Below are 21164 nucleotides of genomic sequence, written 5' to 3' on the forward strand. Positions count from 1 at the left end.
GATGAGCACCGCTACCGGTACCTCACCGGACGAGCTGCGCGCCCGGATGGTCGACGCCATCGTCACCGCCCGTGCCACCTCGGCACGGGTCGAGGACGCGATGCGCGCCATCCCGCGCCACGAGTTTGTCCCTGCAGCGCCGGTCGAGCAGGCGTACGACGACGTCGCGGTCATCACCAAGAGCGCCGCCGACGGTACTCACCTGTCCTGCGCCTCTGTCCCCAGCCTCGTCGCCGTCATGCTTGACAACCTCGACGTCCAACCCGGTCACCGCATCCTCGAAATCGGCGCTGGGACCGGCTACAACGCCGCCCTCCTCGCCCACCTCGCCGGACCGGGCGGCTACGTCACCACTGTCGATATCGACTCCGACGTCACCACCGGCGCTCGCCACGCCCTCGACGCCACCGGCTACAGCGATGTCGACGTCATTACCCGAGATGGCGCCCTTGGCGCAGCCGAGCACGCCCCGTATGACCGGATCATCGTCACCGTCGGCGCCTGGGACATCCCCACTGCCTGGTTCGACCAGCTCAAACCCGGCGGCCGGCTCGTCGTCCCGCTGCGCTGGCGCGGCCAGACCCGCGCGGTCGCGTTCGTCCGTTCCGAAACACACTGGGTCTCCGCCTGGGTCGAGCTGTGCGGCTTTGTTCCTATGATCGGCCAGGACGGCGAACATACCGCCACCATCGACGCCGAGGGCCAGGTCGCCCTCTACTGGGACGACGATCAACCGATCGACCCTGCAACGCTGCACGGAGTTCTCGACCAGCCCAGGCATGACGTCTGGTCAGGCGTGACGCTCGGCCCCAACAAGCCCTTCGATGGCGTTTGGCTTCGCCTTACCGCGACCGAGCCTGGAACCTGCCGTATCGCCGCTGAACGAGCGGCTGTCGACTCCGGTCTCTGTACGCCGGCCACTCCCGCGCGTAGCCCAGCCATCGTCGAAGGTGCGTCGCTTGCCTACTTCACGTTGCGCCAGCTCGAAGGCGTTGGCGACCAGCGGCAGTGGGAGCTCGGCGCCAACGGTCACGGCGACGACGGTGAGCAACTCGCCGAACGGCTTTGCGACCAGATCCGCGTCTGGGGTCGGAACCGTGACCACTTACCGGCCGTGAAGGCGTACTTAACGAATTCGCCGGACGACTGGATCCCCGATCACTTTGTCATCGATAAGCCCTACATTCGAATCCTTGTGGTCTACTGAGGGCAGAGTCTGCGTTTTGCGCGCTCGATGAGCTTGATCGCTCCTTGATATCGGCCTCAGGGCCCGCGTCTTTGCCTGGTCGGGGTCTCGACAGGTGCCCTGTTCACACCACGACGCGGTGACTTCGACCTGGTCGACTTGCCGGGATCTGCGGATCCCAGCAAGGCACTCGTTCTGTAGGTTCTGACCAACATCGCGAGTCGGGCGGGGCGCTTGGCGTCGGCGACGACCCAGCAAAGTGCTCCGACAATCATGGCGAAGGCCAAGAAGGCCGCCAAAATCACAATCGCACCGGCGCGTCCAATTGCCAGGACCGCCGATACCGTGCCGGCAATGGCCGTGACCGGCGTTGAAAGGCGGCGCATCAGACGCCGCCCTCGGCGTTCAGAGCAGCGGCCCGTCGGCCAACTCTACCTTCCGTCGAGCGCGATCGTTTTGGGGTGTGGATCACTGTCAAACGCGCGGAACCAAGGCAAAGGACCGTGCGCTGTTCATGGCGCAGTACGGTCAGTCCAGCGACCCCTGCTACAGGATCGGTCATCGCGCAGATCAAGTCCGCAGCGAAAGGGTAACCCTCCCAAGACAGCGCCCAGTCGTCGCCGCTTCCCCAGAGCCGACGGGCACACAGCCCAAGGGTCGAGATGTCCGGCCGGCTTCGGCTCTGTTGCAGCGGGTCCCAGAACCACGTGCCTGTCGCCCAGCTCCCGCCAGGGTCGGACAGGTTGAGTCGAGTGACCAATCCGGCAAGTAGCGGCGTCATTGACGGACTCATCGCCGGCCACGCCGCATGTCGATTCTCCTCCGCACGACTCATCGGCTGGCCCAGCAGGGCCCAGTTAGACGTGCGGCGTGCGGCAGCAGTATCCGCAGGTACGGGCGGATCGAGATGGCCTTGAGGTTGAGTGACAACGAGGGTGCCGCCGGTAGGAAGATGATGCAAATAGTACGAGTCGAAGACGCCGGCGACGCCTGCCAATCGCATCCCTGGAACGCCACGATCATGTATCGAGTCAGCTTCGCAGCAGATTCGAGCGGCGACGTTTGCCGGGGCATTTGTAATAAGAATCAGCTTGTCGCGGTGCGCCGATACCACGAGGGAGTACATGGTGATCGCTGCCGTCAAGTCTGTATCTGGCAGCGCGGCTCGCTTTCCGCTGTTGAACAGGTAGAGAGCCAGATAAGCGCGGAGTCGTTGTTGAACTTGCGTGCACTGGTCAAGCCCGATCGACCGATCGCGCGGGATGCCGCGTGCAGCGAAGAAACTCGATTCACCCGTGAATTGGGAACGGATTGCAGCCGTCTGACGGCGACGAGAATTAGGCATACGTGACTACTCCCGCTTCCCGGCAAGCCTGCTGTCACGCGTCCAATACGTCCGTTCGCTGCGGAGAGGTGCCCCACACCCTCTACGGCAGAAACTCGAACTCCGGGTTCCCGATTCCTGCCCGTCCGAGCCTCCGCGCCCGGTTGTAGACGGACGGTAGCACAGCCTCGCATCGCCCGGACGGCCGACGGGGCGGTGCTGGACGTTACGATCGAGATCGACGAGCCAACCTTGGCCGGCCAGCGAGAGCTATCGCCGGGAGAGCCTTACGGCCAGACGCCAGCAATTAGGGAACGGTCGTGGGCAGCCCGAACCGGCGACGTTCCTCCTCCGTGAGTGACCGGCCGCCGTCGCTTGCTGGAAGAGCCGGCGGCTCAGACTCGCTGGGCACATCCCAGGTTGTGACCATGCCGTCGTCGAAAGTGGCGGTCAGCGAACCGGTCCAGCGTAGGTCGCGCACTGTTGCCAGACGGGGCAGGTCTAGCGTGGCCAGCGGTTTGCCGTCGTCCGACTGCCAGAGGTAGAGCGTATGACCAGCGATGGTTGCGAGTCGGTGCCCGTCCGGCGACCAGCACACCGTGTCGATGCTGCTCGCATGTCCGACACACCGGGCGAGGAGTTGGCCAGCGACGGGGTTCCAGATCTCCACCTGATCGGCGAACACCGCCGCGAGACGTTCCGTCGCGGGTGACCACCGGAGCCTATTCGCCCGGTCGTGACCCGTGCGCAACCTGAGCTCTAACACGCCCGTGTCGGCCCGCCATACGGCAATGTCGCCACCGCCGATTGAGCCAGCCAGCAACTCGGCGTCCGACGACCAGGTGAGCGGCCCACCGAGTGGCCCGTCGCCGGTCATAGTGGACAGCACCTGCCGGGTCGTCGCGTCCCAGACCCGGACGGTGGTGGGAACGTGGCCGAAGAAGTCAGAAATTGACACGGTGATTCTGATGCCGTCGGGTGACCACTCGAACGAGCCCATCGAAAGGTCAGAGTCTGATCGTCGCTGCCGTCGTCGACGCACCGCCGTCTCGGGGCCGAGCGTGCCGACCCTGACGCCGGACTCCGCATCCCACAGGTGGACCATCGTGCGATTGGCCCCGGCAATTAGTCTTCCACACGGGGACCACCGGAATCGCCAGGCTCTCCCGTCGTGCAACAGGGCTGTGGATGAAGCGTCTGATCCGACGATTCGGGGCGGGATACGGGAATTACCGACGACGGCGCGCATACCGTCCGGCGACCACGACACGCCGTCCACCTTGCCACAGGGAAGGTGACACAGCGTGTTCGCGGCAAGGTCCCAGATCTCGGCACCGTGAAAGCTGTCTGCGAAAGCCAGCCGAGCGCCATTGACCGACCAGCTCAGCGTTTTGGGTTCGTCACGGCGACGTCGTCGACGAAGCACGGCGCCGGTGGAGACATCGCGGACGCCGACATAAGAGTGTCGGCCGCGTTTCGGCACGTACGCGATCTCCTCCCCCTCCGGCGCCCATGCCATTGCTTTGCCCGCGACAAGCTCCCATTCGCCTTCCAACCGATTGGTTCCGACGTGATAGATGCGTAGCAGGCGCCTGCTTGAGAAGATGCTGTCCTCGGACTGGGTTGACTTTGTCTGCGCTGTCACCGCGAGCCGAGACCCGTCGGGAGACCATGCGATCGACGGCGTGGACCATACGGTCTGAACGCTCAAGACGGATCGCTGCACTGAGCCTGTGGTGAAGACCTTGAGCGAGTCTCCGGTCGCGATGGCGAGCATGTCGCCCTGCGGCGACCAAGACGTCGCGCGCACATGTTCAACCGGAATGCGGCAAATATGTTGGACCGGAGTGCTCTGCACCGAGTACACATCGATCTCGCGAAAGTCGTACTGCCCGGCGAAACGACCATCAGAGGACCACGAAAACGTGTCGATCGACACCCCGAAGCCGCCGCGATTGCCGAGATACCTCTCGTCAGATACGCGCCACAAACCAACCGCGTCGTGCCCTTCGGCAACGAGTGCATAGGTGCCGTCGTCATTCAATCGCGCTTCGCCGCCGATACGCGCGCCGCCTATCCGGTGGATGCGCTCCAGCTCGCCGTCCTCGCGCCAGGTACACACCACGCCGGACCCGTCGACTGAGCGCAACCCGCCCGACGCTGGCAACCACACTATGCTCGTGACGGTGGCTGTATGCCCGACTGGCAACCGCCAAGTGTCGCCGGTGGCGGTCAGGCCCCAAAGTGTCAGCTTCGCCGCGGGCGACGCAGTCAGTTCCCGGACCGCCGCCATGACAATCGCCACCGCCAAATCGTGGTCCCGTTCTCGTACCTGTTGCGCCCACGACGCGGCGTGATCGGCGCGTCGTGATAGGTCTGCGCTGTCAGCTGAGCGAGACGCGGCGAAGAAGGCGGCCAGTGATGGTGACGGGAGCATGTTGGTAATCACCTGCGCGGCCCGGTCCAGCGCTTGTCCGCGTAGTAGTTCGTCAGCGACCGGATTCGCGGCCCAAGCAGTCGCGCGGTGTTCCAGCAATGTGAACTGGCGCAGCCGCTGCGCGTTGCGCGTTACGAGGTCTGCCAACGTGGTCCACTGTCGGAACAGGGCATCATGAGCGAGTTCGAACGCCGCACCGTCGTTGACGTCGACCACGAGACGCGAGGCTCGTAGTTCGGCCATGACTCGGCTGCTGATCTCGTCCAATGAACTGCGGAACACCGGGGTCCGCACAGGCTCGTTACCCTCGATAGCGACGCAACGAAGTAAGGTCCCCTCCACGGCATCCTGCGGATGTTCGTCTATTAACGCCCGATATACGCCATCTGCATGCGACGCGATCGCGCCACCGACTCGGCCGGCACGGTCGTATTGAGCGTTCGTGACGACTCCGTCAGCGGCTTCCTCGAAGAGCCGTTCAAGGAGGAGGCCCAGCAGCGGCAGCGCGTCACCGACCGTGGCTTCGGCCACCATCACCTCGAGCAGGCCGTTCTCGAACCGGACACCCGCCGCGTTGGCCGGCAGCACGATGGCGTCGCGAATGCGATTCGGCCCTAGCGGTCCGATGGGGATCGGATGCGCGATGAGGCGCGGCTGCACCTCGGTAGCAGTTGCCAGGAGCTCGGGTCGCATCGCTAGCAGCAGTCGCAATGCTGGCTGCGCTGCCAACGCCGCGGCGAGCAGCCGCAGAAACAAACGCCGATCCTCCTCGCTGGTAAGCGTGCTGAGATCTTCCAATTGATCTACAACGAGCAGGACCGGATGCTGTCCAACGGCAAGAAGACCTATAAACACGTCGGGGACAGCTTCGACTGCGCTCGTCAATGCCGGATCGGGCAGGCGACTCGCTTCATCGCGGAGTCGTCGCGCGACGTCGTTGGTGTCTGCGTCTGGGGCTCCGAGCGCCTGGGCGAGCGAGAGGAAGGGGTTCGCGGCCGGGCGTAGTGGACCAAGCAGCTTCCATCGTCGATGCAGGCGAGGCAAGACTCCCGCCTGGATGATGGACGACTTTCCTACCCCCGATGGGCCAACGAGAGACACGACGCGCTGCGCAGGAGAGAGGCCTGAACGCTCAAGCCGGGTCAGTGTCTGCCTGATCTCGTCGTCCCGGCCGAAGAAGACTGAGGACCTGTCCTCTGCGAACGGGGCCAGGCCCGGATAAGGATTCTCGCCGCTGGTCCAAGTGATCCGGTGCCGCCAGCGCCGCCACAACAGCCAGCCGACCCACCCGACAACAGCGGCTGGCACCCACACGTACGGATACCGCATCACCGGCTTCAGCGGACCTGACCAGCCGTCCGTCTCGGCGGTAAGGATATTGATGGCGAACCCGAAGAAGATGCTGATCAAGAGGGCACTGATTTCGCCGCCGCGCTTAACATCCCTCATCAATCGATAGGACTATATCCAGGGAGGCGCTACAAGTGGGCAGGCTCCGTATCACTCAATCGAATGTTGATGGATCTGATGGCCAGCTGGTCAACTCCGTTGGCGAAGCGGGCCCCGGCGGTCGGGCAGCAAGGCGTAAGCCAAGATCGCCAGTGCGCATCGAACGCGGGGCGCCAATGCTTGTCTATTACCTCCTCGACCACTAGCGTTGTTCGGCTGAGGGCAAAGCGAAGAAAGATCACTTTCGGAACCTGGTCATCTCGGCGTGATTGATCAAGCTGGTTTCGTCGAGGGGATCATTCTGATATGTCCGAGGACAAGGTCCGGACACGTCGTGAGCTGCTCATCAATGGTCGCCGCGTTCGGCTGACCGATTTGGTCGAGGCCGGTCTTCTGAAACCGGGGCAGGAGCTGCTGTACCGGCAGTCCGCTCGACGCACCCATCGATCGGTCGTCACCAACCGGGGTCGGCTCAGACTCGACGATGGACGGGAGTTCGATACGCCGTCGGCTGCCGCCGTTGCCGCCGCCGAGGTCACGGCGGTCGCCGGATGGATCGCTTGGTCACTTGCCGGTGGGGGACCGACGCTCCATGATCTTCGGGTTCAGCTCCTCACCGACGTCGCCAAAGAGACCGCCGCCGTGTCTTCCGTCAAAGACAACGAGACCGGTGTGGCCGCCGCTCGTGATCGGTTCACCGAGCTGAGCGAGGCGAGGCGACGCGCTGAGGCCGGGCAGCCGAAGTCGTTGACGGTCAGGGACATGCTCCGGCTGTGGGGTGCCGATGACCGGGACCGGGAAGTCACCACACAGATCGACGCTGACCTGGCCAACCACGGCTTGACCACGGAGCCGGACTTTCGTGCTGTCAGCCTGGACCGGGTTGTTCGCATGGTCACGTTGGAGCAGTCGCCACGTGATCCATCAGAGTCGCTTTTCACCCACGAAGATCCGGCCCGCCCGGTCGTCGACGCTGATCAGGACGTGGAGACCGAGATCGGGCTCACCCTGGGCAATCTGCTTCCCGCCCGTCGAGTGCTGGTGAGCGTCTCTCCCGGGGCGTCTTTCGAAGAGGCTGTCACCGCGATGCAGCTGAACGACTTCTCTCAGCTTCCCGTTCTGGTCAATCCGCGGACCCTACACGGCACGGTCTCGTGGAAGTCGATTGCCGAGGCGAAGCACCTCGACCCGGATGCAGTACTCGCCGATGCGATCGACCGGACGGCCCAGGTGTTCGACTACGACACGCGGCTGCTCGACGTCCTCAAAGTCCTCCGGGAAGACGGCTTCCTCTTCGTACGGGACTACGACCGGACGATCATAGGCATCATCACCGGATCGGACGTCGTCGGGAAGTACGACGAGACGGCCACGCCGTTCTTCCTGATCGGTGAGGTGGATCAAGAACTGCGTCAGGTGATCCACTCGGCGTTCACGGTCGATGAGATGCGAGACGCGTGCAAGAAGGCCGGCCTGTCGTTCCGGTCCAAGGACGAACTGACGATCGGTCAATATCAGGCCGTGCTGGACAACCCGGCGTGCTGGGCCAAGCTGGGCTGGAGACTGAGCCGCAAGCTGTTCGTCGAACGACTGAATGAGCTTCGTAAAGTGCGAAATGCAGTGATGCATTTCAATCCTGACCCGGTGAATCCGCACGACGTGGAGAAGCTACGGAACTTCTTGAACCTCATCCGCAAGTACAAGGTGTGACGGGTCCGGTCAACAGCCCCTTCGCGAAGAACGCTCGCCTGCTCGTCGTCGACCCGCCGCCGGATTGCCAGCCCGCCTACACGAATTGGTGGACTTGGCGTCCGAACGGACGGCGGGTCGCGTGCTGGCACGTGAATCCCAGCAGGATAGACACGCATGCACATAGCCGGTCATGACCGGCGGCCCAGGGGCACATTGGGAGGTTCCACCGTCCATGGCCGAAACGCCACTCGTCATCCGTGATCGCGCTGTCGCCTTGACCGACTACCTGCTCGCCGTCCGGGCGCAGGTGGAACGGCCGGTGCGGACTGTTTCGACGGCCGACGCCTTCTGGCAGAACGGGTTCCCCCGGCACCCGGAACTGGCGGTTGGGCCTTCGAGCGGTAGCGACGCCTGGCTCCGAGTGGGCCTGCCCGTCGCGGAGAAGCCGATCGTCGTTCCGGTTCAGTTCCGCAACCTCGTGCTCAGCGGCGTAACCCATGATCGCGAGCCGCGGTTGCTGCCGGAGGTCGACTCCGACGTGCTCGCTGCGTTCGAGGCGTGGCGGGATCGGGAGTGGCGGCCGTGGGCGCGGCGGGCCGCGGAGACCGAGGCGGTCCGATCGCTTCACCTGCGGCTGTTTGACCTGAAGTACCGGCTCGACATGAACGCCGCCACGGAGGAGCTGGTCTGGGGTCACGGTATCGGCGAACTCCGGGTAGACGGAGCACGAGTCTCCTACCCGTTGTTCGCGACCCCGGTCGCGATCGAGTACGACCCCGATGGCCCCACTGTGTTCGTGTCACCGCAGGGCTTCACGCGGCTCCAGACCGACCCGATCACGGGAATCGACGAGCGGAGGCTCCGACAGCTGGTCGAGTTCTGCGGGGCCGGTGGACAGGTCACCACCGATCTATGGGACGACGTGGAGCGAAGGGAACTGTTCGAAGGAGTGCTCCGCAGGCTCGGTGTCGACCCGGTGATCCGCGAAGCCAGCTCGCCGGCTCCCACCGGCCAACACATTCACGACACAGGGGTTCTGTTCGCCCGTCCACGGCAGCGGATGCTGCGCCGGTTCCTGCAGAAATTGCGCGACCGGCTGCTCGCCGGCGACCTCGACAGCATCGGCAGCCTCGCCGCCATCCTCGCCCACGAACCCAGCGCCCTGCGTATGCCCGGCGACCGACCGGACACCTGGGCCCCGGTCGGCGAGCGGCTCCTGATGCCGCTGTCGACGAATGAAGCGCAGGAGTCGATCGCCTACCGTCTCGCCGGCAGCCGCACGGTGGCTGTGCAGGGGCCGCCGGGGACGGGCAAGACCCACACCATCCGCAACCTGATCTGCCATCTGATGGCGCACGGAAAGCGGGTTTTGGTGTTGGCGCAGAAGAACGACCCGCTGACGGTCCTCCGCGACGGACTGCCGGCCGACATCCAGCCGCTGTGCATCGCTGTTCTGGGCCGGTCGACCGACCAGCTCATCCAGCTTCAACTCGCCGCCCGCGAGCTGTCGGACCGAGCCGCGACGATGGACCACAGGGCCGGCCAGGCGGAGGTCGACCGGCTCTCCCAGGGTCTCCAGGACGCGGAGCGCGACCTCGCCCGGGCCTTGAACAACCTGCGCAACATCGCGGAGAAGGAATCCGCCTGTTACGACATCGACGGCGCCACGCTGTCGATCAGCGAGGTCGGCACCTGGCTGCGGGAACGGCAGGGCGACCTCGCTGAGATCCCCGACGCGATCAACCGCTCAGCGCCTCTGTCGGTGGCTGAGTTCACGGTGTTGCTGAAACTTGCCAACCGCGTCCCGGCAGCCGACCGGGTCCAGGCACTACACGTCCTCCCGACGACAGACGACCTGCCCAGCGCGTCCGAACTGACAAGCCGCCGCCGGCGACGCCACGCCGCCACGACGGAGGCCGACCGCCTGAGCGCGGCCGGCGTCGACCTGAACAAGATCCGCGGGCTCGGGCAGGTCGCGCTGCGTGCGCTGGTCGGCGATCTTCGGGACGCTCAGCGCGTGCTCGGTGGGCGCGAAGGCGGGTGGACGGGTCGGCTCGGCGACCTGCTAGCTGACCGGCACTGGCAGCAGCTGTGGGACGACCATGCAGCGGCGTGCGATCGGGCGATGCAGGAACTGGCCGCCGTGGCCCGCGCTTTGGCCGGACACGACGTCAGGGTGTCGCCGGAACTCGCCGCCGAGCAGCGTCGCCTGTCGGGAATGCTGACGGAGCTGCGGGAGCGGTTCACTGCGGGTAAGGGCGTGAGCAAGGTCTTCCAATCGGCGCTGGCCAGGGTCGCCGCGGGTTGTCTCGTCGACGGTGAGCCGCTGCGCTCGGCCGCCGACGTCGACCTGATTCTGGCCTTCCTCCGGCGGTATCAGCTGCGGCAGGAGCTGGGCCGGCGCTGGGCGGAGTGGGCGCCCAGGGTGGGGCTGACCCTGCCCGAACCGCTGGGGGAGCCGGAGCTGTGGGCCGGTCGGTTGTTCTCCGACGCCGCAACGGCGTTGGACTGGGACCGGCGGCGGTGGCCCGCGCTGTGCCAGGTCCTTCGGCCGCTGGGTGTTCCCACGCCGACCCCGGTCTCCGCAGCCAACCTCGGCGTAGTCCAGGACATCCTGACGAGGGCCGACGTTGTGTTCGAACTCGACGCGCTCGTCGACGCCGAACAACAGATCACCGACCTGTTGCGGAGCGGGCAATCCGGGCCTGATGCGAGTCCGCTGTGGCGGGTCCTCGATCTGAGTTGGCAGGACGCCGACCTGCCGCGGTGGGACGCGCTGTGCGCCGAGGCGACCCGGCTGGCGGCGCTCCGCGCCGACGCCGATACCTACCGGAGTTTGCACGGCCGCCTGGCGGCCGTCGCGCCGGGCTGGGCGGCCGAAATCGACGCCGGGACCGCGCGGGTGCTGTCCGGACTCGGCGCGGACTGCGAACGGCGTTGGGAATGGCGACGCGCGCAGACCTGGTTCGACCAGACCATCGCGGGTGCCGACCCGGCGGAGCTCGGCCGGCGCGTCGATCGTGCGCGGGAGCGGATCCGCCGGCTGACCGGTGAGCTGGTGTCCGCCGCGGCCTGGCTGCAGGTCGCGCGGTCGTTGGACGACCGGCGCCGCGCCGCCCTGGCCGACTGGACGACGGCATTGCGCAAGATCGGCAAGGGGACGGGCCGCAGCGCGGCCCACTGGCAGCAGCACGCGCAGCGGGCGATGACCGCCGCCGTCGACGCCGTTCCGGTCTGGGTGATGTCGATCGACCGCGCCATCGAACAGTTCACCGAGGGTGCCCGGTTCGACGTGGTCATCGTCGACGAGGCGTCGCAGGCGGACATGTTCGCTCTTCCTGTGCTGAGTCTCGCCGACCGGGCGGTGGTGGTCGGCGACGATCAGCAGATCGGCCCGCAACTGCCCTTCCTCGGTGACGTCAGTGGGCTCATCGCCGCGCACCTGAACGATCTGCCGTCGGCTGAACACTTCGACGCCGAGGGCAGCCTCTACGACCACGCGGTCCGGCGATCGCAACGCATCCTGCTCACCGAACACTTCCGGTGCGTGCCCGCGATCATCGACTTCTCCAGCCACGCCTACTACGACGGAAAGATCCAGCCACTGCGTGCGGACAAGCCGGCCGGGGTCGACACACCGGTCGTCGCGGTTCATGTCGGTGAGGGTGTGCGGCAGCACGTCCCTCCCTTCGGGGAGGTCAACGTCGCCGAGGCCGACGCGCTGGTGGAACGGGTCGGGCTGATCGTCGACGACCCGGCGCACGCCGCGCGCAGCATCGGCGTGGTCAGCCTGCTCAGCAGCAGCGGCCAGGCCATGTACATGCTCGACCGGATCCGCGACCGGATCGGCGCGGAGGAGATGCACCGTCGCAGGCTGCGGGTCGGTGACCCGTACACATTCCAGGGCGACGAACGTGACATCGTCCTGCTGTCGATGGTCGTCTCCGCGAACGACCCACGACGGCCCGGCGCGTTCACGAAGCGCGACTACCACCGACGGATCAACGTCGCCGCCTCCCGCGCTCGCGACCAGCTCTGGCTCTACCACTCCATCCAGACCGCTGACCTCGTCGCCGACGACGCCCGCGCGAAGCTCATCGAGTACTGCCAGAACGTCACCGTCGCCGAGGAGACGTACAGCGATCTGGAACGACGCTGCGACAGCGACTTCGAACGCGACGTCCTGCGCCGGATTCTCGCTCGCGGGTACCGGCCGCTGCCACAGTTCGCGATCGGCCGGTACCGCATCGACTTCATGCTGCCCGCCCCCGACGGGCGCCGGCTGGCCATCGAATGCGACGGCGACGCGTACCACGGGCCGGACCAGTGGGAGAGCGACATGCGCCGGCAGGCGATGCTCGAACGCGTCGGCAACTGCGTGTTCGTCCGTATTCGTGGGAGCGCGTTCAGCCGCGACCCGGAGGCGGCGCTGGCTCCACTGTGGACCCGTATCGACGAGTTGCGGATCGGTACCTACGTCGAGCCCGTTCTGGCTGTTCCCGAGCCGGCGCGGCCGCGCCAGGCCCCGCGAGTGAGGAACACCGGCTGGCCACGCGTCGCGGCCGATGTCGACTGGGACAGTGTGTCGGAGGCAGACCAGCGTGCGCTGTTGGCGGCTGCCGCAGACGGCAGAGAGATCAAGTTCACGTCCAGAGGCGTCTGGCATGTTGTCGAAGACGAGCCGGTTGTTGTTGAGCCTGTTGTCGCTGAGGCGGTGGTTGCTGAGCCGCACGCTGTGCCGGTGCGGCCCGCTCCGGAGGAGCCGGTGGTCGAAGAGCCGGTTCCTGAGGCGTCGGCCACTGAGCCGGTCGTCGAGCCACAAACCGCAACCACCGACGATGGCCTGCCCTCGGTCCCGGCCGGATACCGAAGCGCCGGCTGGGTCCGGCCGCACGAGGCACTCGCCGCCCTCGACGCGTACGAGGCGCTGAAAGACACCCCGATCCGGCACGAGGGGAAGATCACCGGCTGGGCCCGCTACCGGGACAGTGCCTCGGAGGAGGCGAAGCGTTACCGGGCGAACGTCGTCATCGAACGGGCCGGGCCCAGAGGCGCCCGGATCGTCTGTTGGCTACGGCAACCGGAAGCTCGGGCGCTCGTCCGCGCCGCTCAACTAAGACGGGACATTCCCGTCGCCGATCGGTCTGGCACCCTGGCTGGGCTCGTGCAGTACTTCCCGGCGGCGAGCCCGTACGCCTTGCGCGGCCGAAGCGTCACCCGTTTGCTGCGGTGCACGGCGGGCCGGTCAGCACCCGCGCAGCGCGCAGAGACTCCCGCCCCCGACGTGATCGCGCAGTTCAACCGGGCGATGACGCGCGTCTACGAGCGCGCGCGGGATGAGGCCGGGTACAACGCCACCGTCTTCCGGCGAATGCTGGCCGAACACGGCGGCCTCGGCACCGCCCGCCAACTTCTCCGCGCCGGCCACGTGTCCGAGGGCTTCACCGCCCTCTGGGAGCGGGACCGCATCGATCTCACAGTCGAGGCCCTCGTTCTCGATTCGAGGTACGGCTCGTTGTTCACCGAAGACGAGCTGGCAGTGGCGCGCGACCGGATCGATCACGCCCGCCGCAATCCGCTGTCCCGCGGAACGCCCCTCAGGAGCTGACGATGGACGATGAGATCGAGCTGATCAGTGACGGCGATGGGCTGGCGGTCATCGGAGATCCGGTGGTTGTCGATCGGTTCCTCGCTTCAGAGGGGCTGCTGTCGAAGGATCTTGGGCTGAAACGGCTTCTCAGCACCGGGTCCGCAGCCGCTCAGGCGGCTTCGGAGATTGCCGCCAACTCGGGTCGCTGGGTGAAGTTGACGGAGAAGTCCGCTCAAGCGATGAAGAAATACAAGCTGATGACGGGCTCGCAGGCGGGTCTCAGTCGAGCCGTGCTGACCGAGAATGGCAAGATCAAAGGACTCTTGGAGCTGACCCGCGGATCGCTTCTCGGCAACCCAGCCGCGCTGGCCGGTGCCGCCGGTCTCATGGCGCAGCTCGCGATGCAGCAGACCATGGACGAGATCACCGACTACCTCGCCGTGATCGACGAAAAGGTCGACGACGTGCTCCGCGCGCAGACGGACGCCGTGTTGGCGGACATGATCGGAGTCAGCCTCATGATCGAGGAGGCCATGACCACTCGAGAGCACGTCGGCCGGGTCTCCGAGATCACCTGGTCGAAGGTGCAGGCGATGCCGACGACGATCGCGCGCACTCAGGCATACGCGTTGGGCCAACTCGACGGGCTCGCTGAGAAGATGGAGCGCAAGTCCAAGATCGGTGAACTCGCCAAGACCTCCGAGGACGCCAGGTCGACCGTTCAGGAGTGGCTCGCCGTGCTGGCTCGCTGCTTCCAGTTGCAGGACGCGATCGCCGTTCTGGAGCTCGACCGGGTGCTCGACGCTTCGCCCGAGGAGCTGGACCAGCATCGCCTCTCGATCCGGGCCGCACGGCAGAAGCGGCTGGAACTCATCTCACGGACCACAGGTCGTCTGCTGACCCGCATGGACGCCGCCGCCGGCACGGCAAACGCGAAGGTGCTGCTGAACCCGGCCGCCTCCCCGGCGCTGGTGCAGTCGAGCAACCAGGTCTCGGTCGCCGTGGTCGAGTTTCACGGGCGGCTCGGGATCGAGCGCGATCGGCATTCGTTGGAGGCGAGGCGGTGGGTAGAGGCGGCGGCGGAGGTGAAGAACCGGGCGGTCGAGACGGGGCAGGTCGGTGTCGACGCGGCCAGGCAGGCGGGTAGGAAGGCCCGATCGGCGGTCGGCCGGATCACCTCGCGAACGCGTCGCCAGCGCGAAGACGACGAGGTCAGCTGAACATGGCATCGGGATTGGCATGGCTGGACAGCTCTCGGGCGGACCAGCAGCGCATGCGCGAGATGCTGAAGATGTTCAGCGAGCAGGAGAGCCGAGACGAGCTCGGCATCGGGCAGATCCGGGACGCGTTCAGCGATCTCCTCTTCCCTGGCACGTCTGTGCTGCACACGCGGGCCCGGTACCTGCTGATCGTTCCCTGGTGCCACGTCGACGGCGAGCGGCGCGGCCTGCGCGGAGACCGCTTGACCGCCCGGGTCGCCGACAACGAGCGCAAGGTCATCAAGGCGTTGCGCAACTCCGCTGACGCCGACGGGCTGATCGGCCGCCGTGCAGGACCGGCGGTGAAGACGCTGCCGTCGGTCATCTACGGGACGGCGCTCGCGCGTTTCGGCGTACGCACCGGTGACGGTGTCGGCACGGTCGCCGACGAGCTCCTCGACGTCCCTGAGCTGACACACCGCACCGCGTCGGCGTGGCATCCGACGTTGCCGAAGGCTCCGGACGGCTTTCCGTCGAGCGTCGACGGTGGATTCGTGTTGACCCTGGCTGAAGCGTCCTGGATCCGCGAACGGATCCTGACGGCGGCCCCCGGCACGCTCCTGACGCACCTGTTGACCACCGACGACGATCCGAGCCCGGACAGCGGAGCTCCGTGGGAGGACGCCGCAGCTGCTGGAGCACCCGAGCAGACGGCGACTGTTCTGCGTCACGCGCGGCTCTTCTCCAGGTGCATGCACGGTGCCGCGCTGCTCTACAACCTCCTTATCGCCCAGCGATACGAGAAGGCGGGCCTCAGCGAGGTCGAGGAGCCGGTGTCGCGGTACGAGGACCGGTTGGCCGAGTGGGCGGCGGGCGTCGCCACCGAACCGGACCTCTCCCGGTGGGATCGGGGCGACATGTGGAGTCGAGTGATCGAGCAGAGCCCTCGGATCACCGGCAACACGCTGATGCGGCGGTTCGTTGACGCGTGGCTCGACGCGGTTCAGGCGGGTGTCACGGCAGACGACCAAGGATTGCAGTTGCTTGTTGGCGACCGGGAGCGGCTGGTGAAGCGTGGGCAGTCGCGGCTGGTCAACGAGAAGCTGCTGCGGGTATGGAATGGCGCGTCGGGGAGCGCACCCTTGATCTACCGGTGGCCGCAGGTGCGGCGGGAGATCGTCGACATCCGGGCCGGACTGGAGGTGGCCGATGTTGCCGCCTGACGCCCGGTCGCTGTTGCTGGAGGCGTTGCGTCCGCCGGCGGGCTCGACGTTGTCGCGAGCGGTCGCGACTACTTTCACGCTCGACCTCGAGAGCCTGCTGATCGCGCCGCTCGCATTCGCCGCGCACGCCGCCCGCGACTCTGCGGATCCGATCGCTGTGCTGGACAGCGTTCGTCGCTGCGCCGACCGGATCGACGTCTTCTGCCAGGCCGGCCACATGACCGTCCCGTCCATACGGTCCAGCCTCGTCGCGTTCGTTGAGCGGATGGTTCACCCGGTCGGCCGGCCCCGTCCGGGTCGGCTGTTCCACCCGAAGCTGTGGCTGCTGCGGTTCGACGACGCCGAGACGGGCACCGCGTCGCTCCGCCTGCTCGTACTCAGCCGCAACCTGACCGCCGACCGTAGCTGGGACACCTGCCTGCGTCTCGATGGTGTGATCGGCAGCAGGCCGATCGCCGCGAACCGGCCGCTGTTCGACCTGATTCAGCAGGCCGCCGGCCTGGCCACCAACCCCATCGACCCGAGTCGCCGGGCGGCGATCGACGCCCTGTGCGAGGACGTCCACCGCGCGGAGTGGGAGTACCCCGAAGACGTCACCGACGTGGCCTTCCACGCGATGGGGCTCTCCCGCTCCACGGTTCCCGACTTCTCCGGTACCCGGCACCTGGTGGTCTCCCCATTCTGTACCGAAGGCGGGCTCAAGCAGTGCGCTCCCGGCCAGAAGACCACTGTGGTCGGACGCCAGGAGGAGCTTGACCGGCTTCCCGATGGCGCGCTCGACGGCATGGATGTCATGGTGATGGACGAGTTGGCCGGGCTGTCCACTGAGGACGGGGGCGATCTGCTCACCGGTCTTCACGCGAAGCTTTACATCGTCGACTACGCGCAGCAGGCCCGCGTGTTTGTCGGCTCGGCCAATGCGACTGACGCAGCGTATGGCGGCAACGTCGAGCTGCTGGTCGAGTTGGCCGGTTCCCGTAATCGGCTCGGAATCGACACGATGGTCGGTGACGCGGCGCCGTTCAAGACGCTTCTCGAACCGTACGAACGTCGGGAGCCCTTGGACAACGACGCCGATCAGGCTCTGACCGACCTGCTGCGGGACATCGCGGCGATACCGCTGACCGCCGCCGTCAGCGGTTCCTACGTGGAGCACGTCACGTCAAGCGATCCGATGCCGGTACTCGACGGTGTACGCGTCACCGCGCAGTTGTACACGCGTCGCGGCGTCGCATTGACCCTGACCGGCGGCCAGCCGGTCGACGCCCAGTTCGGGGGACTCCCGCTGCTCGACGTCACGCCGTTCGTCGTTATCACCGCCGACGACGCGAAGGGCAATCGGCAGAAGACGGTGGTCCTCGCCCGAATGATCGGCGATCCGGCCGATCGGCTCGACCACGTCCTCGCCCATCAGATCGACACTCCCGAGAAGTTCATGCGGTTCCTCATGCTGCTGCTTGGCCTCGGCGACGATCCGGTCGCCGCAATGGGTGCGGAGAAGGGCGGTGGTGCCGGAATGTGGCTCGCCCGGTCCGGATCAGGTGTTCTGGAACTGCTTCTCACCGCTCTCGCCGATCGGCCGGCGCAGATCGATGACCTCGGTCGGCTGATCGAACGGCTCCAGGCCACCGAACAGGGCCGAAGCCTGATGCCGCCAGGCTTCCCTGAGCTGTGGGCCACCGTCAAGGAGGCACGGCGAAGGGTGCTGGCATGACACGGTATGACTCGGCGCCGATCATGGCCGGTCTGAAGGACTTCCAGCGTGCGACCGTCGCCCACGTCATGGACCGGTACTTCGGGGCGGACCCGGGTAACCGGTTCCTTGTCGCCGACGAGACCGGGCTGGGCAAGAGCGTCGTCGCGCGCGGGGTGATCGCGCAGATGCTGGAGCGTCTTCAGGACGACGACCTGGTGGAACGGATCGACGTCGTCTACGTGTGCTCCAACCAGGACATCGCCAAGCAGAACGCGCGACGGTTGTTGGTGACGTCCGGCGAGAACGTCATCCCTCTGACGAGCCGCCTCACCATGCTCGCCGCCGACATCGACAAGCTCACCGCCGCCGAACCTGCTGGGGGCAAGCCGCTCAACCTCGTGGCGTTCACCCCCGGAACGTCCTTCGACAAGGGCCTGCGGACCGGCAAGGCGGAGGAACGGGCCATGCTCCTCCTCATGCTGGACAGCGCCAACTCATGGGACGGGTGGCGCCTACGCGCCGCTCACCGCGGGCTGCAAGGCGGCGTCGGCGATCCGGACCGGTTCGCGGAGGTCTGCTGGAATCTGTGGAATCGGCTTGGAAAGCAGGTCAACGAGTCCATCAGCAGCGATTTCCTCGAGCGTGCCCGAAAGGACGGCCTCCTGGCCCGGTTCGAAGCCCTACTCGACGGCATCGGACGACGGCAAACTTTGCCCGAGGAGCTCAAGCCTGAGGCGAGGGAACTTATCGGGGACCTGCGTACCGCGCTCGCCCTGGCCGGTGTCCACGCGTTGCGGCCCAGCCTCATCGTCCTCGACGAGTTCCAGCGGTTCCGCTACCTACTCGATCCTGAACAGCCGACCGAGGGAGCTGAGCTCGCGCAGCAGCTGTTCTCGTACCCCGACGCCCGGGTGCTGCTCCTCTCGGCGACTCCGTACAAGCCGTTCACCTTCGCCGAGGAGTCCGCCGCCGGCGAGGACCATTACGCCGACTTCCAACGGATGCTCCGGTTCCTCACCCCGGACAGCTACTGGCATGACAAGGTAGCGACTGCGTTCCGCGTTTACCGGGAGGCGCTCATCGCCGGTCGGCCGTGCGGCGACGTCCGCGATACCCTGCGCCAATTGCTTCTGCGGGTCATGTGCCGGACCGAACGGCCGGCGCCGGCACAGAACGACATGCTGCGCGAGTTCGCCCCGCAGGCCACGGAGATCCGCGAGCGCGACATGATCGGCTACGCGGCGCTGCGTCGTCTCGCGAAGCGACTCGACGCGCCGATGACCGTCGAATACTGGAAGTCCGCGCCCTACTTCCTGAACTTCGTCGACGGCTACCGTCTCGGCGAGAAGGTGCGCGCCGAGGTGGAAGGCCTCTCCGCAGACGAGCGGCTCGAACTCGTCCGCTCGACGCAGCTCATCAGCCGGCGCGCCGTCGAGCGTGACGCCGAGATCGACCTCGGCAACGGGCGGCTGCGGCAGCTCGCCGCCGACACCGTCGAGCGTGGATGGTGGCAACTACTGTGGATGCCGCCGTCGATGCCCTACTACGAACTCGGCGAGCCGTTCGCGGCCGTCGCCCGCGTAGGTATGACGAAGCGTCTTCTGTTCTCGTCGTGGAACGCCACTCCGACCGCCGTGGCGGCACTACTGAGCTATGAGGCCGACCGCCGAATCGTTCGCAAGAAGCTTTCCCACACCGACGCGGTCGAGAACCGCCGGCGACGCGCCCGTCTCGACTACCGGATCGACGGCGACCGGCCTGCGGCGATGAGCACTCTCGCGTTGTTCTGGCCCCACCCGGGGCTCGCTGAGCTGTGCGACCCGTTGGAGGCCGCTCGCTGGCAGCCGGACCAGGTTCCCAACCTCTCGGCGGTGGAAGCGGCGTTCGCTCAACGGGTCCGACTCGGCGCTCCCCGCGGTGACCGCGGTGGCGAGGCACAGGCGTGGGAGTCGGTGTTCGGATGGCCGGGCGCTGTCCCGGACGGCCTCACAACCGCTTCGGCCGGTTCAGCGCTCGGAAAAGTCGCCAAGGAGGAGAGCGAAGCGGCTACGGGTCTCGAACGGCACGTCGCGCACGCGATCGACGGCAGCCAGGACCATGTTGTTCCCGAGGAGGTGCTTAACGACGTCGTCACGATCGCGGCCCATGGACCGGGCAACGTCGCCTGGCGGTCGTTGGGGCGAATCCTCGGCGGGCCGAACACCGTGACCGCCGAGGGACACTGGCGGGCCGCCGCCGTCATCGCGAGCGGCCTGCGCAGCACCTTCAACCGTGACAAGGCGATGCTCCTGCTCGACCAGCTCTATCCGGACATCCCATACTGGCAGGCGGTACTCCGCTATTGCGCCGCCGGCGGCCTCCAGGCAGTCATGGACGAGCACGTCCACAACGTCCAGAGTTCGATGTCCGACCTGCCGCTCACCGACGAGACCCTGCTCCAGGTCGCCGCGACGGTCCACGACGCGCTCACCATGCGCCCCGCGCAGCATGAGGCCTTCGATCCGTTGGATCCAGAAAATCCGATCAAACTGCCGGGTCGCTTCGCCGTCCGGTACGGCGGCCGGGCCAACGACGTCGCCGACGCTCAGCGACAGTCCGAGGTGCGCGTCGCGTTCAACAGCCCGTTCTGGCCGTTCGTCGTGGCCACGACCAGCACCGGACAGGAAGGCATCGACTTCCACGTCTGGTGCTCGGCGGTCGTCCACTGGAACACGCCCGCCAATCCGGTCGACTTCGAGCAGCGCGAAGGTCGGGTGCATCGCTTCGGCGGCCACGCCATCCGGCGCAACATCGCCACGGCGCACCGCGCCGAAGCGCTACGGTCCGACCGGCCAGACGTGTGGGAGGCGGCATTCGACGCCGCCCGCGCAGTGGACAGCGGCCTCGGAGACTTCGCGCCGTACTGGGTCTACCCCGGACCGGCGAAGATCGAACGGCACGTGCTGCCATACCCGTTGAGCCGGGACCTGCCGCGGCTGGACCGGTTGAAGACCGACCTGGTGCACTACCGGCTGGCCTTCGGCCAGCCACGACAGGAGGATCTGCTGGCGCTGATCGCGCACGACGGCGCCGAAGGTAACGGCGTCGCGGCGGAGGCGATCGACCTGCAGCCAGGGCCAGAGTAGGGGGCATGGGCTACCAGGTGTGTCCTTCCTGTGTGAATGAAGACGAGCAGCCGATCTCGGAACCGATCTTTTGCGTGTGGCGACCGAAGGGATAGCAGACGGCGTACTTCGCAGGGGGGTAAAACCGGACAGTCAGGCGAATCACGGACATGACCCGTTAGGGGGACCCCGATTGCGGCACGCTCATGATGAGGTCAGAAAACACCGATTGCGAGTCCATGATCACAGGCAGGTCACCGCGAG

The 21164-nt window shown here is 66.6% G+C and carries 9 protein-coding genes; 7 read left to right on the forward strand and 2 right to left on the reverse strand.

Going from position 1 to position 21164, the window contains the following annotated elements; translation table 11 throughout:
• The first annotated feature begins 1 nt into the window (after position 1).
• Positions 2 to 1207 (forward strand): methyltransferase, FxLD system, encoded by a 1206-nt coding sequence (gene fxlM, locus Vau01_RS17935; protein ID WP_203993815.1) that lies wholly within the window; start codon positions 2 to 4, stop codon positions 1205 to 1207.
• A gap of 364 nt (positions 1208 to 1571) precedes the next feature.
• On the opposite strand, the gene Vau01_RS17940 is transcribed toward fxlM, so the two are convergent.
• On the reverse strand, positions 1572 to 2531 hold the full coding sequence (locus tag Vau01_RS17940; protein ID WP_203993817.1) for a hypothetical protein: 960 nt from the start codon (positions 2529 to 2531) through the stop codon (positions 1572 to 1574).
• 286 nt (positions 2532 to 2817) lie between these two features.
• Complete coding sequence (locus tag Vau01_RS17945; protein WP_203993819.1) at positions 2818 to 6396, reverse strand: NACHT and WD repeat domain-containing protein; 3579 nt, start codon at positions 6394 to 6396, stop codon at positions 2818 to 2820.
• Positions 6397 to 6702: 306 nt separating this feature from the next.
• On the opposite strand from Vau01_RS17945, the gene Vau01_RS17950 reads away from it, so the two are divergent.
• From Vau01_RS17950 to Vau01_RS17975, 6 genes are all read left to right on the forward strand, one after another.
• Positions 6703 to 8106 (forward strand): CBS domain-containing anti-phage protein, encoded by a 1404-nt coding sequence (locus tag Vau01_RS17950; protein ID WP_203993825.1) that lies wholly within the window; start codon positions 6703 to 6705, stop codon positions 8104 to 8106.
• A gap of 214 nt (positions 8107 to 8320) precedes the next feature.
• Positions 8321 to 13696 (forward strand): PDDEXK-like endonuclease domain-containing protein, encoded by a 5376-nt coding sequence (locus tag Vau01_RS17955; RefSeq protein ID WP_203993828.1) that lies wholly within the window; start codon positions 8321 to 8323, stop codon positions 13694 to 13696.
• 2 nt (positions 13697 to 13698) lie between these two features.
• The gene (locus tag Vau01_RS17960) at positions 13699 to 14898 is read left to right on the forward strand and encodes a hypothetical protein (protein WP_203993831.1); all 1200 of its coding nucleotides are present in this window, start codon (positions 13699 to 13701) and stop codon (positions 14896 to 14898) included.
• Between the two features lie 2 nt (positions 14899 to 14900).
• The gene (locus Vau01_RS17965; RefSeq protein ID WP_275423947.1) at positions 14901 to 16100 is read left to right on the forward strand and encodes a DUF6361 family protein; all 1200 of its coding nucleotides are present in this window, start codon (positions 14901 to 14903) and stop codon (positions 16098 to 16100) included.
• Positions 16087 to 17814: a phospholipase D family protein gene (locus tag Vau01_RS17970; RefSeq protein WP_203993837.1), complete on the forward strand. Its 1728-nt coding sequence runs from the start codon at positions 16087 to 16089 to the stop codon at positions 17812 to 17814. The genes Vau01_RS17965 and Vau01_RS17970 overlap by 14 nt, the downstream gene beginning before the upstream one ends.
• Positions 17811 to 20921, forward strand: coding sequence for a DEAD/DEAH box helicase (locus tag Vau01_RS17975; RefSeq protein WP_203993840.1), 3111 nt, complete (start codon positions 17811 to 17813; stop codon positions 20919 to 20921). Before Vau01_RS17970 ends, Vau01_RS17975 begins: the two co-directional genes overlap by 4 nt.
• Positions 20922 to 21164 lie beyond the last annotated feature (243 nt).

The organism is Virgisporangium aurantiacum, from assembly GCF_016863635.1.
GTDB classification, from domain to species: Bacteria; Actinomycetota; Actinomycetes; order Mycobacteriales; family Micromonosporaceae; genus Virgisporangium; species Virgisporangium aurantiacum.

What these genes read in the sequence shown, in the direction of transcription:
- Vau01_RS17940 (WP_203993817.1), bottom strand. Translation starts at nt 2,531, where the DNA reads ATGCCTAATTCTCGTCGCCGTCAGACGGCTGCAATCCGTTCCCAATTC.
- fxlM (WP_203993815.1), top strand. Translation starts at nt 2, where the DNA reads ATGAGCACCGCTACCGGTACCTCACCGGACGAGCTGCGCGCCCGGATG.
- Vau01_RS17970 (WP_203993837.1), top strand. Translation starts at nt 16,087, where the DNA reads ATGTTGCCGCCTGACGCCCGGTCGCTGTTGCTGGAGGCGTTGCGTCCG.
- Vau01_RS17955 (WP_203993828.1), top strand. Translation starts at nt 8,321, where the DNA reads ATGGCCGAAACGCCACTCGTCATCCGTGATCGCGCTGTCGCCTTGACC.
- Vau01_RS17945 (WP_203993819.1), bottom strand. Translation starts at nt 6,396, where the DNA reads ATGAGGGATGTTAAGCGCGGCGGCGAAATCAGTGCCCTCTTGATCAGC.
- Vau01_RS17960 (WP_203993831.1), top strand. Translation starts at nt 13,699, where the DNA reads ATGGACGATGAGATCGAGCTGATCAGTGACGGCGATGGGCTGGCGGTC.
- Vau01_RS17950 (WP_203993825.1), top strand. Translation starts at nt 6,703, where the DNA reads ATGTCCGAGGACAAGGTCCGGACACGTCGTGAGCTGCTCATCAATGGT.
- Vau01_RS17965 (WP_275423947.1), top strand. Translation starts at nt 14,901, where the DNA reads ATGGCATCGGGATTGGCATGGCTGGACAGCTCTCGGGCGGACCAGCAG.
- Vau01_RS17975 (WP_203993840.1), top strand. Translation starts at nt 17,811, where the DNA reads ATGACACGGTATGACTCGGCGCCGATCATGGCCGGTCTGAAGGACTTC.